The organism is Pedococcus sp. P3_C7 (assembly GCF_056402615.1).
Window position 1 is genome coordinate 120,928 of sequence record NZ_JBFUHC010000004.1, and the last position, 16,045, is coordinate 136,972.

17 protein-coding genes and 1 pseudogene are annotated in these 16,045 nt (G+C 70.9%); 6 read left to right on the forward strand and 12 right to left on the reverse strand.

Annotated features, from left to right (window positions below; all coding sequences use genetic code 11):
• Positions 1-15 precede the first annotated feature (15 nt).
• The 3 genes from AC1DS4_RS06550 to AC1DS4_RS06560 all read right to left on the reverse strand — a co-directional run bounded on the left by AC1DS4_RS06550 (position 16) and on the right by AC1DS4_RS06560 (position 2,487).
• Positions 16-378 carry a hypothetical protein gene (locus AC1DS4_RS06550; protein ID WP_477614804.1) on the reverse strand — a complete coding sequence of 121 codons (363 nt, stop codon included), beginning with the start codon at positions 376-378 and terminating at the stop codon, positions 16-18.
• Positions 379-446: 68 nt separating this feature from the next.
• Positions 447-1,127: a LuxR C-terminal-related transcriptional regulator gene (locus AC1DS4_RS06555; RefSeq protein ID WP_477614803.1), complete on the reverse strand. Its 681-nt coding sequence runs from the start codon at positions 1,125-1,127 to the stop codon at positions 447-449.
• The gene (locus AC1DS4_RS06560; RefSeq protein WP_477614802.1) at positions 1,114-2,487 is read right to left on the reverse strand and encodes an ATP-binding protein; all 1,374 of its coding nucleotides are present in this window, start codon (positions 2,485-2,487) and stop codon (positions 1,114-1,116) included. Before AC1DS4_RS06560 ends, AC1DS4_RS06555 begins: the two co-directional genes overlap by 14 nt.
• A gap of 125 nt (positions 2,488-2,612) precedes the next feature.
• On the opposite strand from AC1DS4_RS06560, the gene AC1DS4_RS06565 reads away from it, so the two are divergent.
• Both AC1DS4_RS06565 and AC1DS4_RS06570 read left to right on the forward strand, forming a co-directional pair.
• Positions 2,613-4,061 (forward strand): PspC domain-containing protein, encoded by a 1,449-nt coding sequence (locus tag AC1DS4_RS06565; protein ID WP_477614801.1) that lies wholly within the window; start codon positions 2,613-2,615, stop codon positions 4,059-4,061.
• 5 nt (positions 4,062-4,066) lie between these two features.
• A complete protein-coding gene (locus AC1DS4_RS06570) occupies positions 4,067-4,522 on the forward strand; it encodes a hypothetical protein (protein ID WP_477614800.1) in 456 nt (151 codons plus the stop codon).
• 7 nt (positions 4,523-4,529) lie between these two features.
• Here AC1DS4_RS06570 and AC1DS4_RS06575 read toward each other — a convergent pair whose 3' ends face one another.
• Both AC1DS4_RS06575 and AC1DS4_RS06580 read right to left on the reverse strand, forming a co-directional pair.
• Positions 4,530-5,258, reverse strand: coding sequence for an NUDIX hydrolase (locus tag AC1DS4_RS06575; RefSeq protein ID WP_477633568.1), 729 nt, complete (start codon positions 5,256-5,258; stop codon positions 4,530-4,532).
• Complete coding sequence (locus tag AC1DS4_RS06580) at positions 5,255-6,394, reverse strand: glycosyltransferase family 4 protein (RefSeq protein ID WP_477614798.1); 1,140 nt, start codon at positions 6,392-6,394, stop codon at positions 5,255-5,257. The genes AC1DS4_RS06575 and AC1DS4_RS06580 overlap by 4 nt, the downstream gene beginning before the upstream one ends.
• Before the next feature lie 35 nt (positions 6,395-6,429).
• Between AC1DS4_RS06580 and AC1DS4_RS06585 the strand changes: the two genes are divergently transcribed.
• From AC1DS4_RS06585 to AC1DS4_RS06595, 3 genes are read left to right on the forward strand one after another with little or no spacing between them, the layout of a single operon-like run.
• The gene (locus AC1DS4_RS06585) at positions 6,430-7,263 is read left to right on the forward strand and encodes a PIG-L deacetylase family protein (protein ID WP_477614797.1); all 834 of its coding nucleotides are present in this window, start codon (positions 6,430-6,432) and stop codon (positions 7,261-7,263) included.
• Positions 7,260-8,393 (forward strand): lysylphosphatidylglycerol synthase transmembrane domain-containing protein, encoded by a 1,134-nt coding sequence (locus AC1DS4_RS06590; RefSeq protein WP_477614796.1) that lies wholly within the window; start codon positions 7,260-7,262, stop codon positions 8,391-8,393. The genes AC1DS4_RS06585 and AC1DS4_RS06590 overlap by 4 nt, the downstream gene beginning before the upstream one ends.
• Positions 8,390-8,863 (forward strand): hypothetical protein, encoded by a 474-nt coding sequence (locus tag AC1DS4_RS06595; RefSeq protein ID WP_477633567.1) that lies wholly within the window; start codon positions 8,390-8,392, stop codon positions 8,861-8,863. Before AC1DS4_RS06590 ends, AC1DS4_RS06595 begins: the two co-directional genes overlap by 4 nt.
• Positions 8,864-8,984: 121 nt before the next feature.
• Here the strand turns inward: AC1DS4_RS06595 and AC1DS4_RS06600 are convergent, their stop codons facing one another.
• The 5 genes from AC1DS4_RS06600 to AC1DS4_RS06620 all read right to left on the reverse strand — a co-directional run bounded on the left by AC1DS4_RS06600 (position 8,985) and on the right by AC1DS4_RS06620 (position 13,038).
• Complete coding sequence (locus AC1DS4_RS06600; RefSeq protein WP_477633566.1) at positions 8,985-9,806, reverse strand: type 1 glutamine amidotransferase; 822 nt, start codon at positions 9,804-9,806, stop codon at positions 8,985-8,987.
• The gene (locus AC1DS4_RS06605; protein WP_477633565.1) at positions 9,803-11,131 is read right to left on the reverse strand and encodes a DUF1727 domain-containing protein; all 1,329 of its coding nucleotides are present in this window, start codon (positions 11,129-11,131) and stop codon (positions 9,803-9,805) included. Before AC1DS4_RS06605 ends, AC1DS4_RS06600 begins: the two co-directional genes overlap by 4 nt.
• Positions 11,132-11,235: 104 nt before the next feature.
• Positions 11,236-12,090, reverse strand: a complete 855-nt coding sequence (locus tag AC1DS4_RS06610) for a DUF2182 domain-containing protein (protein WP_477614792.1) — start codon at positions 12,088-12,090, stop codon at positions 11,236-11,238.
• A 4-nt stretch (positions 12,091-12,094) separates the two neighbouring features.
• Positions 12,095-12,694: a DUF1326 domain-containing protein gene (locus AC1DS4_RS06615; protein WP_477614791.1), complete on the reverse strand. Its 600-nt coding sequence runs from the start codon at positions 12,692-12,694 to the stop codon at positions 12,095-12,097.
• A gap of 50 nt (positions 12,695-12,744) precedes the next feature.
• Positions 12,745-13,038: a YgaP-like transmembrane domain gene (locus AC1DS4_RS06620; protein ID WP_477614790.1), complete on the reverse strand. Its 294-nt coding sequence runs from the start codon at positions 13,036-13,038 to the stop codon at positions 12,745-12,747.
• 49 nt (positions 13,039-13,087) lie between these two features.
• Here AC1DS4_RS06620 and AC1DS4_RS06625 point away from each other — a divergent pair, with 49 nt between their 5' ends.
• A complete protein-coding gene (locus AC1DS4_RS06625) occupies positions 13,088-14,089 on the forward strand; it encodes an AraC family transcriptional regulator (RefSeq protein ID WP_477633564.1) in 1,002 nt (333 codons plus the stop codon).
• Between the two features lie 30 nt (positions 14,090-14,119).
• Here AC1DS4_RS06625 and AC1DS4_RS06630 read toward each other — a convergent pair whose 3' ends face one another.
• Positions 14,120-14,845 carry a hypothetical protein gene (locus tag AC1DS4_RS06630; RefSeq protein ID WP_477615315.1) on the reverse strand — a complete coding sequence of 242 codons (726 nt, stop codon included), beginning with the start codon at positions 14,843-14,845 and terminating at the stop codon, positions 14,120-14,122.
• 63 nt (positions 14,846-14,908) lie between these two features.
• A pseudogene (locus tag AC1DS4_RS06635) lies at positions 14,909-15,580 on the reverse strand (FHA domain-containing protein); the annotation flags it as partial.
• Positions 15,581-16,045: the final 465 nt, after the last annotated feature.

Consider the following 16,045-nt stretch of genomic DNA (forward strand, 5'->3'; position numbering starts at 1 on the left):
TCGAAGGCGCCCGGCTCAGTTCCAGAGCGCTGCGACCGCGACGTTGAGCACGCCCAGGGCGCCCGACGCCATCACGAGTCCACGGTTGAGGGGAGCGCCACGCTTGGCGCGACCGCGGGCGATCTCGATGCATGCGGCGGCCGCGATCGCGACGACCAGCTTGACCCCGATCTTGGGGTGGTTGAGGTCCTTGTCGAGCGAGGAGATCGCCTCGGCCATGCCGACCAGGACCAGACCGGTCAGGACCTGGGCGCGGGCGCCGATCGACATCAGCTCGACGGTGTCGAGCCCCTTGCGCGCGAAGGCGGCCCAGCCGCCGACCAGCGCTGCCATGCCCAGGAGGTGGAGCACCACGACGAGGTTGTAGACGAAGTCCATGGCCTCACCCTAGCCCGCAGGGTTGACCACCAAGCCGTGCGGATCGCCTGCGCGACCCACGCCCTCGTTCAGAGCAGGCGACGGCCCATGGCCCAGGCGGTCAGCTCGTGACGTGACGACAGCTGGAGCTTGCGCAGCACCGAGGAGACATGCGTCTCAACGGTTTTCACCGAGATGAACAGCTCCTTGGCGACCTCCTTGTACTGGTATCCGCGCGCGATGAGTCGCATGACCTCGCGCTCGCGGGCCGAGAGCCGGTCGAGCTCCTCGTCGACCTGAGCCACCTCGCCGGCCGCCGCACCGAACGCGTCGAGCACGAAGCCGGCCAGCCGCGGAGAGAACACGGCGTCGCCGTCGGCCACGCGCTGGATCGCCCGGGTCAGGTCGGTGGCACTGATCGTCTTGGTGACGTAGCCGCGCGCCCCTGCGCGGATCACCGCGATGACGTCCTCGGCGGCATCCGAGACCGACAAGGCGAGGAACCGCACCGGCTGGCCGTCCGCGGTCTCCAGCCCCTTGCAGCCGTGCAGCACGTCGATGCCACCGTTGCCGTTGCCGCCCGGCAGGTGCACGTCGAGCAGGACGACGGGCGGCTTGGTCTGGCGGATCACCGCGATGGCGGAGTCCACGTCGGGCGCCTCGCCCACGATGGAGACCGTGGTGCCGAGCTCGGCACGGACTCCCGAGCGGAACATGCGGTGGTCGTCGACGAGGACGACCTCGACCGGCTTCTTCTCAGGCGTGTTCACGGGTCTCCTCCGAGACGGGTTGCGGATTATCTGGGTCGGACTGGGGCTGTGGGTGTCGCTGGGCCGCAGGCAGGGTGAGGCTGACCTCGGTGCCCTGCTCGAGGCGGCGGACCCTCGCGGCACCTCCGTGCCGCTCCATCCGCCCGAGGATCGACTGACGGACACCGAGCCGGTCCTCGGGGATCTCGCTGACCTCGAACCCCGGCCCGTGGTCGCGCACGAAGGCCTCCACCCCCGAGGGTCCGACCTCGAGGTAGAGCGAGACGGGCGGGGCCCCGTGGCGGACCGCGTTGTGCAGGGACTCGCGCACAGCACGGACGAGGGCCTGCCCGCCGTCGTCCAGCGGCCGGTCCCCGGTCGACACCACCTCGATGGGCGTGCCGTGCAGGTCCTCGACCTCGTGGGCGGCCTCGACCACCGCGGTGGCAAGGCTGGCATCGGAGTCGGAGGGGCCGGCATACAGCCACGAGCGGAGCTCGCGCTCCTGGGCACGGGCGAGCTGGGTCACTGCGCCGGCGTCGCCGGCCTTGCGCTGGATGAGCGCCAAGGTCTGCAGCACCGAGTCGTGGAGGTGGGCCGCGATGTCGGCGCGTTCGGTCGCGCGGGCGAGCTCGGCCTGCTCGTGGCGCAGGTCCGACCAGAAACGAAGGGCCCAGGGGGCGGAGATCAGGGCCACACCGGCCAGGACCGCCAGGACCGCTGCGCCGATGTCCCAGATCGCTGCGAGGGACCGGCCGCGCGTAGCCATGATGACCAGGCCGGTGAGGGCCAGCACCCCACCGAACGCGAGGCGCGCAACGCTGAATCGCCTTGTCCCCGTTTCGGATCCGAGCCAGCGCCCGCGCTGGGAGTCGTCGAGCTGGGACCAGGCGAGAACCGCACCGGCGGCCACGACCAGGAGGGGGACGAGAATGCCGAGGCGCGCGTTGAGACCGGCGTTCTGGGCCACGACGACGAGGCCGATGCCGAGCAACAGCCCACCCACGAGAAGCACGCGGGTCGCGTCCCGCTCGATGGTGCCCGTCACCGGATCGGGCTGGGTGCGGCCGGCTGCCGCGACCGCTGCCGCATCAGCCGGGTCGACCGCGCGACGACCGGCCCGGACCATGCCACCCCGGGACTGTGGCGTGAGCGCCCACAGGAAGATGTAGGCCACCAGCCCGGCTCCGGTGGGGATCGAGATCAGCACGAACCCCAGCCGGATCCACCGAACCGGCCAGCCCAGGTGCTGGGCCAGACCGACCGCGACGCCGCCGATCACCTTGCCCTCGACGGGTCGCGTGAGGGTCGGGCGAGCGGCACGGCGCTCTGCGGCCCTTGCCTCCGCTGGGGGGACGGGCCGCTCGTAGGGAGTCGGCATGTCCTCATCCTGACGCACGAACCGGTGGATGCCGAGCAGATTCAGGGTGCGCGGACGCTGCTTCAGGGTCAGTTCAGGGTCGACCCTCATGGCAGGGCCCCCGTCGCACGGACACCATTGATGACATGACGCAGACCCCTGGGCCGACCGCCGGCCCGACGAACCCCACCCACGCGACCGGCCTCGACCGGTTCTTCGGCTGGATCCGCTCCGTGGACCTTCGCCGGGACGCCGACGACAAGTGGCTGGCCGGCGTGTGCTCCGGCATCGCCACGCGCCTCGGTGTGGACCCCATCGTCATCCGGGCAGCCCTGGTGCTCCTGGTGATCCTCGGTGGCGTCGGCATCACCATCTACCTCATCGCCTGGGCCTTCCTGCCCAACAACCGCGACGAGATCGTCGCCGAGAAGGCGCTGCGCGACGGTGACGTGCTCGGGATCATCCTGCTCGTCATCATCGGCCTGTCCCTGGTCGGCGGTACCGGTCTTGCCGGCGACACCCCCGGCGTCGGGTGGATCTGGTGGGTCGTGGTTCCCATCGGTCTCGTCGTCTGGCTGGTGACCCGCAACCGCGACGGCAAGGCCCGCTCGCAGACGCCGTACGGGCCGAACCCCTATGCACCGGCTCCCTCCGGCCAGGCCCCCTACGCGCCGAGTCCCTACGCGCCGGCTCCCTACGGCGAGGCTCCCCACGCGGCCACCGGGACGTGGGGCGCCGAGGGCGGGTACCCGCAGACCACCGCCACCGCGACCGTGGCCACCGCGAGCGCCTCGCCCGCGACCTTCACCCCAGAGACCCAGGAGTATGCCGCCGTGCCACCGACCACCTACGCCCCCGCGCCCGCGGACACGCCTCCGGGCGGCACCTACTTCGCTCCACCCACCCCGGCCGCTCCGCAGCCACCACGTCCCCCCAAGGTGCCGCGTCGACGCAGCGGTGGCTTCGTCTCGGTGCTGCTCATCGGCGGCCTGGCCGTCGCGGCCTACGGTGCGACGCTGTCGATCCACCGGGCGGCCCACTGGGCCGGCAGCGACGAGACGGTGGCCATGGCTGCCGCCCTCGGTGTCCTCGGCCTCGGCACGCTGGTGCTCGGCCTGCTGGGCCGACGGGCTGGTCTCACCGGCTTCCTGGCCATCGTGCTCGCCCTCGTCACGTGGACCGCGTCGGTCGTGCCCGACGTGACGTTGGGCGGAGGTGTCGGCGAGCGCACGTGGCGTCCCTCGACCAGCGACACCACGTCCTCCTACCGGCTGGGCATCGGGTCGGCGGAGCTCGACCTCGCCCGCGCCCAGGACAACCCCGGCACGGCTCGGGAGATCGAGGCCCGCGTGGGCATCGGCGAGCTGAGGATCTACATCCCCTCGAACCTCACGGTCGAGGTCCGCAGCTCGGTCGCCGCCGGGGACATCTCCCGCGTCGACAGCCCTGACCTCGGCACCAATGGCGACCCTGTCCCGCTGGACAACGGCGACGGCCGCAACATCAGCACCGTGGAGACGTTCGGCACGGGAAGTCCCGACGTCGTGGTGACCGCGCACGTCGGCCTGGGCCAGATCCTGATCGGCAAGGAGTGACCGCGATGACCAACCCCGAAGCACCCCAGGACGAGACGACACAGGTGGAGCAGGCAGTGCAGACCCCCACGACCCAGTCCGACCCGACCCCGAGCGACCCGACCCAGGCCGACGTGACCCGGACGACCGAGCGGACCGAGCAGCTCGACACCACGGACGCGACCCGCGCCATCGAGGTCGACGAAGCGCCAGTGTGGGCCGAGCCCACCGACGCCCGGGTGGCCGCCGACGATGCCGGCTGGCCCCCCGCCATCCCGGAACGCCCCAGCGGCCCGCACGCCCCTGCCATCGTGCTGGGACTGGTCTGCCTGGCCGTGGCGAGCATCGTGCTGGCCCAGGAGGTCGGGAGTCTGAGCGTCGACTGGGGCGACATCGGCCCACTCGGGATCGTGGCGGCCGGTGCCCTGCTCGTGCTGTTCGGGCTCGCCGGGCTGCTCAGCTCACGACGCAAGTCGCAGTGACGCAGGCCTAGCCGGCAAGCCAGCGCTTCATGTGCGGCGCGAACGAGCGGCTCAGGTAGTAGTGCTCGAGCTCGTCGCGCCGCACCCAGCGCACCGCCTCGGTCGAACCCCCCACGTCGTGGACGACGGGGTCGGTCGGCTGAGGGCACCACGCGGCATACACGATCCGCACGGCGTGGAAGTCCTCCAGGCGCCCGCTGGGCGCCCGGCCGATCCAGTGCGAGGTGTGCGCCTCGAGCAGGCGAACGGCTTCCACCTCCTGGCCACTCTCCTCCCAGACCTCGCGGTGCAGGGCGGCCACAGGGGCCTCGCCCGGGTCGAGCCCCCCGCCGGGCAGGGTCCACCGCCCGGGCGCGGAGGTGAGGGCGGACAGCTCGGTGAGCAGGACGCCGCGCTCGCTCGTGACCACGCCGTAGGCCGCGGCGCGCTGGTACGGGCGCGCCTCCTCCCCCGGCTCGAGCACGAGCCCCGGGTCGGTGGGCACCGGGCTGGCGACGCTCGCCACGGCTGAGGCGGCGGTCACGGTGTAGGTGAAGAGGAGAGCGCCGTCCGCGTCGCGCTCGGCGTCACGCAGCAGGGGACGTGACCACCCGAGGCGAGCCAGCTCACGGACCGGGTCCGCACCGTGCCCCAGGACGAACTCGGCCACCACGCGACCTCCGGCGGCGTTGGCCCGGACCATCACCCGTTCACTGCTGAACGGGGGCCCCTGGCTCGGCGTGGGGGTCTCGGTCACGAGGCACCGGCCCGCCGGTACTCGGCCTCGGCGAGCGCGGCGACCGAGGGCCAGTCCTGCGCGGGCGCGACGGTGCGGTTGGTCTCGGTGATGCCCTGGCGCAACTCGGGGTCGCTGAGCAGCCGCGCCAGTCCGCGGGCGAGGGCGTCGTCATCGGGTCCGAGGAGTCCGTTGACACCGTCGACGACGAAGTCGCCCACCCCGGTGTCCTGCCGCGCGACGACGGGAAGCCCGGCGGTACGCGCCTCGAGGGCGGCGATGCCGAAGGCCTCCAGGCGGGCGGGAGTCAGGTAGATGTCGCTGTCCCAGTAGCGATCCCGGAGCTCATCCCGACCCACGCGGCCGGGCATGGACACCCAGTCGGTCATGTCGTGGTGGGCGGCGAACCGTTCCAGCCGCCGTCGCTCCGGCCCCTCCCCGAAGAGCGTGAGGCGCATCCGTGGTCCGGAGCCGCCCGAGGTGGAGACGAGCTCCTTCGCCCTGGCTGCGACCTCGAGGACAGCAAGCGGGCGCTTGCGCGCCGCGAACCGCATCGCCGCCACGACCTCGACCGGAGCGTCAGCCGCGCGGGCCGGGCGCGGCGGCGGCCGCCACACGCTGGTGTCGATGCCGTTGGGAAAGACGCGCACCTCGGTGCCCCGACCGACCACGGCTTGCACGGAGGCCGCCGCGACACCGGAGACCGCGGACAGGGCTGCCCCCTTGGCGCCCCATCGCCGAGCGTGGCCGAGGGCGCGAAAGAGGGGTTGCGAGCGCTCCATCAGGCAGTGCCAGGTGATCGCGGTGGGCATCCCCAGCCCCAGCGCGACCCCCGCCAGATCCGTGGCGAACGGGCTCACCACCCCCATGTGGACGTGGGCCACGTCGAACCCACCCGCCTGAAGCCGTCGCCGTACCTCCGGTGGCGCGAACGGGTTGACGGGCAGCTCCCACGGGAGGCGGACCGCCATCCGGTGGACAGGCACGCCGTCGACGTCCTCGATGAAACCGTGCCGCTCGCCGCGCTCCCCGACCGTGGCGGTGAAGACCTCGACCTCGTGTCCGCGGGACCGCAGCTGGGCCGCGAGGTCGTGCGTCTGGACCTCGATCCCACCCAGCCTGGGCAGGTAACAGTCGGTCAGCAGGGCCACCTTCACGGACCTGAGCCTGCCATGCGTCAGGATGGCCCGTGATGACCCACACCCGGAAGCACACCCTGGTGGCCTTCCACGCCCACCCCGACGACGAGGCCCTCCTCACCTCGGGGACGTTGGCGCGGGCAGCGGCAGAGGGCCACCGGGTGGTCGTCGTGGTGGCCACCGACGGCGCCCTCGGCCTGGCTGCGGACGCCTACGTCGCCGACGGGGGGTTGGCCGCGCGACGCCTTGAGGAGCTGCGCCGGTCGGCGTCCGCGCTCGGGGTCGCCCGCGTCGTCTACCTCGGCTACGCCGACAGCGGCATGGGACCCGAGCTGCTGCCCGACCCGCCCGAGCGAGTCCGGTTCATCCAGGCACCGCTCGAGGAGGCCGCCGCCCGGCTGGCCGAGATCCTCCGCGACGAGGACGCCTCGGTGCTGACCACCTACGACCGCAACGGCGGCTACGGACACCGCGACCACGTCCGCGTCCACGAGGTCGGCCAGCGGGCGGCATACCTCGCCGGCACGCCGCGGGTGCTCGAGGCGACGGTCCCGCGCGACACGATCGCGCGCGCCGTCCGCCTCGCGGCCAAGGTCTACCCGTTCCCCCCGGACTTCGACCTGGCGGCGTTCAGCCGCGCGTTCAGCGCCAGGTCCGCGATCACGCACCGCATCGACGTGCGCCGGTATGCCGCGGCGAAGCGGGCTTCGATGCGCGCGCACGCCTCCCAGTCGAGCGCGGACGGTGGGGCAGATCGCACGCTCGCTGCGTTCCTGCGGATCCCGCGGCCGGTGTACGACCTGGTCTTCGGACGCGAGTGGTTCATCGACCCGGCCCGACCGGCGGGGCTGCCGGTGTCGCACGACGTCTTCGAGGGGTTGGGGTGACGAGCGAGAGGGTTGAGCCCGCGGGTGACGCGGCCGACGCACGCGAGGTGGCCGACCGTGAGCCGGCACAGCCGCGCAGGTCGCGGTCGCGGGTTCGCACGGTCGTGCAGGCCGGGGTCGGCCTGGCACTGGCGGCCGTGCTGCTGGTCTACGTCCTGCCCCGCCTGGCCAAGACCAACTGGTCCGACGTGTGGGCGGTCCTGTCTCACGTGCCGCCGACGACCTTCGCGCTGCTGCTTGCGGGGGTCGTGGTGGGGCTCTACTGCTACACCTTCACCCTCACGGGTTCGCTGCCCGGCCTGAAGCACTGGCAGGCGCTCATCGTCAACGTCGCAGGTTCCTCCGTCGGCAACCTGCTGCCGGGCGGAGGGGCGGCCGGTCTGGCGGCGACCTACACGATCTGCCGGTCGTGGGGCTTCTCGCGGCGCGACATCTCGACCTCCGCCATCGTCACCGGCGTCTGGAACGTCCTGTCCCGCGTGGCACTGCCCCTCATCGCGATCTTCGCGTTGTTCGCCGGACGCGACTCCGACGTCCCACCGGCGCTCGGCGACGCGGCTGTCGCCGGTGCGCTGACCGGTGGGGTGATCCTCGCGGTCTTCGTGTCGATCCTCGTGTCCGAGCGGGCCGCGATCGCGATCGGCCAGGGCATCGACAAGGTCATCGGCCGGCTCTGGCGACGGCGCAGCATGAGCGTGCGGTCGCTCGTCATCGACCTGCGCCTGCGGATCAACGACGTGGTGCGCACCGGGTGGCTCAGCATGACGCTGGGGCTCGTCGGCTTCTTCGGGGTGTACTACCTGCTGTTCCTCGTCTGCATGCACACGACGCGGGTCGACCTCTTCTATGGGCAGCTCTTCGCCGCCTATGCCATCGGCCGGCTGCTCACCGCCGTCGGGTTGACCCCCGGGGGGCTCGGGATCACCGAGAGCGGCACCGTCGCGGCCCTGGTGGCCTGGGGCGCGAATCCGGCCGACGCCCTCGCTGGCGTCGTGCTGTTCTCGTGCTTCACTCACCTCATGGAGATCCCGTTGGGGGCCCTCGGCTGGGCGGCCTGGACGGTCAGCCCCAAGAGCACGCACGCCGACGAGGCCGACGACGCCGCCGCGAGCCTGGAGCGACCGACGTGAACGGGCCGACAGCCGCCGGCGAGGGAGCCGACGCCGGCGAGGGAGCCGACGTGGGCAAGGGCAACGACGCTGGTGAGCGCGCCGACTACCACGTGCGCATGCAGAAGGAGCGGCGGGCCCGTGAGTCGGCGAAGGCGCAGGTGCTGCTCGACGAGTTCGTCCGCACCGCCCGCGACCGGGGCCTGGCCACCACTGAGCTGTCGGCGCGCACCTGGCGCGGTCCCCGCCGCTACAGCACAGGGGTGCGTGGCTGGTACCTCCGGCGGGACCGCTCGGTCGCCGTCGACTCCGACGGCCGCTACTACGTGCTGCTGGTACCCCCACGACCGCTGGCCCGGTTCCGCGGCGTCGAGATCGACCCGAGCGACCCGCCCCTGCAGGTGGGCGAAGGCGCTCGCGACGGCGAGTCGATCGCGTTGTCCGAGCTGATCCGGCTGCGGCTCGAGGCCGGCGACGACTTCTCGACCTGACCGGCCGCTTTCCCGCCCGCGTCCTTCCGACTTGTTGCCACCTGGTGGTCACGAAGCCCCGGTTTCGGGCGTCTGGTGACGACCTCGCGGCAACAAGTCGCGGTGGGGAAGACCAGCCTGCTCAGCGCTTGACGAGTCGGCGGACCTGACGGGTGCGCGCTTCGTCGGCGATGACGTCGTCCTGGGCCTCCGGCTCGAACGGGCGCCCGGTTGCCTGCTCCGCGGCAAGCCCGATCAACGCGTCCGCAAAGACCGGGTTCGCCGGCAGGATCGGTCCGTGCAGGTAGGAGCCGAACACGTTGGCCGTCCGCGCACCTTCGGTGCCGTCGGTGCCGTTGTTGCCGAACCCCGACCGCACCGTCCCGAACGGCGCCTGCCCCGCGCCGAGAGTCGTCGACCCAGAGTGGTTCTCGTACCCCACCACGTCTCCGAAGTCGGTGGTCAGCACGACCGGCCCGATCATCCGCTTGGCATTGCCCTGGGTGGTGACGTCGAGGATGCCCAGCCCCGGCAGCCGCTTGCCGTCGACGGTGATGAACGCGTTCCCGAGCAGCTGGTACATCCCGCAGATCATCAGCATCGGCGTCCCGGCGTCGGCCAGACCACGCAGCCGGTCGGCGATCTGCTCGAGGTCCGCCTCGACCCGCACCTGACCGGAGTCCTGGCCACCGCCACCGACCACGAGGTGCGCGACCTCGGGAAACTCGCCGCCCGGGTGGTGCTGGTGCACGACCGGGCTGTAGCCGTGGCGCCGGATCCGCGCCGCCAGCGTCCGCGTGTTGCCGAGGTCGCCGTAGATGCTCATCTCGCGCGGGTAGAGGTGCACCACGTGGATCGCGCCCTTGCCCGCGCGGTCGGCGTCCGGCACGCGCGCCGAACCCGCCGGCTCGCCGGGGATGTGGACGTCCTGCGGGTATGCCGCGGAGTCACCCGAGGTGGTCATGACGCCTCCTCGCCGATGTCGGGCAGGTCGTAGCGGGCGGCCAGGGTGCGGCGCAACGCCATCATGGCCGTGTAGGTGCAGAAGATCCGCTTGGGCTCGTCGGGGTGCTGGGCGAGGAACGCGTCGAGCGCCTCGTCGAGGTCGGGCTCCACCGCCGCCACTGGGACGTCGTCGTACTGGAGCCGCAGCGCCATGTCGTAGCCGCGGACACCGCTCGTGATCGTGACGCCGCGGGTCCGCAGGCTCTCGAAGCTCACGTCATAGAGCCAGGAGACGTCGCGACCGTCCGCGTAGTTGTCGTTGATCGCGATCATCGTCGCGACCGGGGTCGAGCCATAGGTGCCCAGGGCCACGGTGAAGCCGGCCGGGTTCTTCACCAGGACCAGCTCGAGTGGCTGGCCGTCGACCATGACCACCTCGCCGCGACCGAACGGCGGGGTGACCGCTCGCAACGCCTCGGCCGCAGCCGCTGGGTCGAACGCGTCTCCCAGCAGCATCCGGGCCGTCGCCGTGGCCGCCGTGGCGTTGATCATGGCGGCGAGTCCGCGCTGCTGGAGCTCGAGCGGCCCGACCGTGCCGCCGGCCTGCTCGCCGTCCCTACCGCCTGCGCCGAACACGACCTCGAAGGTCCGTTCGTCGGACGGCTTGAGCAACCCGTCGTCCGGCCCTGCCACCGGCGCGACGAAGTCGTCGTCGAACCGGACGTCCTGCTCTTGGAGCTCGGGCAGCCGGTCGGCGATGGACGCGTCGACCCCGAAGTACTGCACCGCCACCCCTTCGGCGATCCGGTCACGGATCCGCGAGACGAAGGAGTCGTCGAGGTTGAGCACCACCCCCACCGTGGCCTGCTCGGCGAGAGACGCGAGCAGCTTTGCGGTGTGGTCGATCTCGGCGAACCGGTCGAGCTGGTCACGAGCGACGTTGAGCAGCAACGCATGCGTCGGCCGGACCGCGGCGGCGAACTTCAGCGCGTGGGCCTCGTCGAGCTCGAGCACAGCCATGTCCGCCTTGAGCCGGCCGCGGACGGGCAGCTCGCCGAGCATCGAGGAGATGACCCCGCGGGTGAAGTTCGAGCCGGTCGGGTTGGTGAAGACGGTGCGTCCGTGGGCGCGCAGCACCGCGACCAGCATCTTGGTGGTCGTGGTCTTGCCGTTGGTGCCGGTGACGACGACGATCCCGCCGGGCACGCCGGCCAGCGCATGGGCGAGGAACCCGGGGTCGATCCGCTCGGCGACCAGGCCCGGGAGCGCCGAGCCTCCGCCGCGCAGGCGCGAAGCCGCCCGCGCCGCCTTGCCCGCGACCACCGCCGCCGTAGTCCTCAGCACGCCCCAAACCCTAACCGCCCGCGGTGCAGCGGCGAGCACGCGGCATACCCAAGGCAGTGACGTATGCCGTGCGGCAGGTCACGCGCGCGACGTCGACTGGGCCTTCAGGAGCCCATCGGCGACATCATGGGCGCGGTGTCGTGGGTCGGGACGGTGAGGCCCGGGAGCACGTCCGGTGCGGCGAGGACGAGGACGCCCAGGGCGAGGAGGACCAGCGCCGTGCCGTAGGTGGCTGTGCGGCGCCACGGGAGGATCTTCTCGACGGCGATGAACCCGGCGACGATCGCCATCCAGGTCACGCTCATGACGCCCAACGCGAAGAGCGACGCCATCAGGGCCCAGCAGCAGCCGACGCACCACGCGCCGTTCTTCGCGCCCATGCGGAGGGCTCCCGACCAGCCGCCGCGCCAGGAGCCGAGGAGGGTGCCGAGGGGACTCCGGCACTTGCCGAGACAGACGTTCTTGAGCGGGGTCAGCTCGTAGCCTGCGGCGAGGACCAGGATGGCTCCCGCGATGGGGCGACCGGCGCGATCCCACGCCAGGTCGCCCCCAGCCGCGCGGCTTGCCCCCACGCCGATCAGGAACGCGACGACGCCGGCACCGAGCCAGGTCAGGAGGTAGCCGGTGGTGAACACCAGTGGCTTGAGGCGCGACTTCCCGCTCATGCGGGCGTAGAGCGCGATCGTCGGGGCGACCGACGGGAACATCATCGCGGTCATCATGACCACCCAGACGCCGAGGAACCAGCCGAGGGTGCCGAGGGCGGTCCAGGGGCCGTTGTCCATGCCTCGCATCTGTTGGACCGTCCACCACCAGGCAGCGCCGGCGAGCGCGAAGAGAACGACGACCAGCCCCCAGTGGGCGCGGCTGGCCGCGAGCGCGGGACGGAGGTCTCCGCGAGTGGAGGTCGCCGCGGGGGCCGCCGAAGTCGCCGGAGGCGCCGACCCGAAGTCGGTCATTCGCTCAGGCGGTCCACGCGAAGTCGGACTTCGAGAGCCCGGTCTTTCCTTCGTACTCGATGCCGAAGGCGTTGATCCTCGACCGCTTGGCCTCGGCCATCGTCAGGTCGGAACCAGCAGGGTGGAACATGCCGGAGAACTTCACCGGCTCACCGGACTCCACCCCGAACGGCACGATGTCCCCGATCTCGAAGTCGATGACATCCCCGATTCTCACGCTGTGCCGCAGCCCGTCGTCCTCGACGTCGATCGTGGCGCGCTCGACGCCCAACATCTCACCGATCAGCGGCGCGAGTCCCGCCATGGGCCCCCCGAGCTGGCCGCTGAAGACCTGCACGAGCTGTTCGAACTGCGCGTCCGACGCGGCATCGACGAACACTCCGACCCGCCAGCCCCCCTCGGTCATGACCTTGGGCGTATCCGCGATCAGGGCGACCTTGCAGCCGGCGATGTCGGTGCTGTCGACCCCTCCCTCCTTGATGTTGAAGACGAGGGTCACGCGACAGAAGTCGTAGGTGGCTCCGTGATCCAGGGACAGGTTGCACGGGCACATGAGCTCGCACGAACACGTCTCGACATAACTACCCGCCAGGTTCCACGACATTGGACCCTCCTTGCCCCAGAGCCCCAGTGTCCCGCCGCATTTCGAGAGCGTCAACGGCCTCGGAGCGCGGCGTTCCGGCGGATCGTCTCGCCCCGGAGCGGCCCGCCCATCGCGGCACTGATCCAGCAGATGTCGAAGGTGCCTGCGGTCAGCGGGAGCAGTCCGAAGACCCCTGCCGCGAGCCCCCACCAGTGCTCGCGGAACGCCACCGCGAAGGCGAGCCAGGCCACGCCGGCGACGAACCGGAACGCGCGGCCGCTCGGCCCGTTGATCCACTGCGAGAACGGGGTCGCGTTGAACCTGTCGGCCCGGGACACCGCCACCTCCAGTTGGTCGAGCTGCATCGCCGTCTCCTTTGGTTCCTTTGTGCTTCGTCCTGACACACTCAGTCTCATGACGATCGGGCGCTCCGACCATGACCGGGATGCCGCAGGAGCTGATCGATCCGCCGCACTTTCGAATGCTTTGGCTCAGGTCCAGCTCTCCGGCGCGATCTTCCTGCACAGCGAGTACACCGAGGCGTGGGCCTACGAGTCGATGGCGTCGCGGGACCTGGCCGCGGTGTTGGCCCCCGATGCCGCACAGATCGTGATCTTCCACGTCGTCGTCTCCGGCAGCTGCTGGATCGAGGCCGGTTCCCACATGGTCTGGGCCCACGAGGGCGACGTCATCGTCCTGCCCTACAACGACCAGCACCGGATGGGCGGGCACGAGACGGCTGAGATCGTCCCGGTGATGCAGCTCATCGACCCGCCGCCGTGGAATGCGTTGCCGCACATAGTCCATGGCCTCGGAGGTGCACGGAGCGAGCTCGTGTGTGGCTTCCTTGCCTGTGACGACCGGCTGTTCGACCCGAGCCTCGGCGTCTTCCCGCCCGTCTTCGTCGTCACCCCACCGGAAGGACCGATCCGCAAGTGGGTCAAGGCCAGCAGCGACCTGGTCCTCCAGCAGACGAGCCAGGTCTCCGACGACCGCATCGCGGCACCGACCGACATCCCGCAGCTGCTGCTGCGCGAGGTGCTCAAGCTGCACCTGGCCAACGCACCGGCCACCGACACCGGCTGGCTCGCTGCCCTGCGCGATCCTGTCGTCGCCCCGGCGCTGGCTGCCATCCACGGCGACCCGGGCCACAAGTGGACCCTCGCCGACCTCGCCCGCGAGGCAACCGTCTCTTCGACCGTGCTCGACGAACGGTTCCGCTCGGTGCTGGGGCTCGCGCCGATCCGCTATCTGACCGGCTGGCGGATGCACGTCGCGGAGGACCTGCTGCGCAGCACGACCTTGCCCGTCGCTGCGATCGCTCCGAGGGTCGGCTACGAGTCGGAAGAGGCCTTCAGCCGCGCCTTCAAACGCGACCACGAGCTGGCCCCCAGCATCTGGCGCACCGCACGCTGAAGCCCGGGTCTCGCGGGATGGGCGAAGGAGTCAGGACGGCGGAGGAACAAGCGGGATCTTCTTGACTGACACCGCGTTCCCGAAGGTGAAGCTCAGCGTGACGGACGCGACGCTGTCGTCGAAGTGTCCTTCGAACCGAAGGGTTCCACGTTGCAGGACATCGCGAGTCAGCGTTGGCGACCAGTGACTTCCCAGGACATCGACGTCAAGGGTGGTCCCGTCCGAGCCCGTGAGCTGTGCGAAGCCCGCGGGCAGCTGGACAACGCTGTCGCTCGAGCTGAGCCCCGTGAGCTCGACGGAGGTGCTGCGCGTGTCCTGGAGGACCTGGCTGACGGTGAGCCGGACCTTGCTGTTGCCTCCCACCACGGGGGCTCCCGAGAGCCTGTTCACGCTGCTGAAGTGTCCGACGACTGCGCGGACACCTGCGGTAACGGCCACGCCACCGACGCCGAGGACCAGCAACACCGTGAGGACGCCTGCCATCGCCCGACCACCGCGACCCCGCCGCGCCGGAGGTGGACGCCAGCCGACGGAGGGTTCGTCGTTGAGGGTCTGCGTCTCGTCCGCGTTGCCCCACTCGCCCACCAGAGCGGTTGCCATGCCGAAGACCACCGTCGCCGCCGGGGCCAGAAGCCAACGGGACCACTGGTTGCCGCTGTGCGCGAACAGGGTCGTCAGTGAGTTGGCGACGATACCGAGCACACTGACCACAGCCGAGATGGTCAGCACCTTCCGCAGGTTGCGGCGTTTCGGCACCGGTCGAGGCGATGTGGAGGGCGGCGGTTGACGACGCGCGGTGGGCGCTGGTTGGCGGAAGACGAACGTGGTCTCTCCGACCCTCACTCGGTCACCGTCCGTCAAGGGCGTGTCGGCCTGGATCCGACGGTCGTTGACGAACGTCCCGTTGCGAGACCCATGGTCAGCCAGGACGTATGCCGCGCCGTGGCGGCGCAGCGTCGCGTGTCGACGCGAGACGTTGGGGTCGTCGACCCAAAGATCGGCAGTTGGCTCCCGACCCAGTGACGCCTCCGTCGGACCTTCGCGAAGCGGCCACGAGGTCCCGTCCGCAGCATCGACCAGCCATGCAGTCGCGTCTCGCCGCCCGCGCTCGTGAGTGCTGGGGTCCCCATCGCCCATGATCCCCTCCCGCGGCGCTGATGGATGCCTCGCCATCCAACGGCGCCTCCACCCCGATGGTCCCGCGGAAGTCGGTCGATCGCAATCGAGTTGGCAGCTGCGCGAGCCAAGCGGATCGATGGGTATGCCGCCGCCGGCACCTTCACCGAGCTGGTCACCACGGCGCGAGCCCAGATCGCCGATTTCCCATCCTTCGTCCATCTTGGGGGGGTACCGTTCTGTGCCAGGTCGATGGTTGGCCCGCAGACCCAGACCCTGTCTGTTGAGTGATCGACGTCCAGATCCAGGACGGCCGCTCCACACCAGGGGGTTGGAGCGGCCGTCCGTTCCTGGCCGGTCACCCTGCGTCGCCATGCGGCCGGTGGAGGCCGAGGAGGCGGGTTACGAGACCCGAGCTGGCTCATGTGTCGCCCTGGGACGTACGCTCACGCCACCCGTGACGTGAAGGTGGAACACCCGTCCGAGACGGTCTCTTGCCGGTGGGCGGAAGCCAGCCGGTCGGCGTCGCGTTCGGGAAGGAAGCCAGAGTCTCGGCAACAGTCGTGGCAGACCGCGACGGCTCTTGGGCCAAGGTGGACGACCTCGATCAGGTGAGGATGGCAGGGCTCCTCACCTCCGTGTTGGTGGTCGCGTCGATGGACCGCGTCGACAGTGCAGGCGGCCACCGGGCCATCGGACTTCTCTTGTGTCGAGTCGAACATCGGGGCCGCCCTTCCGGAGGTCGTGTCTCTGCCTCCATCGAACCCCTACCCAACGCTGTGGCCAATCGGGCGATGTGCCGGACTCCCCCGACAAACGGAGGAGCTTGGATCGGGTGAT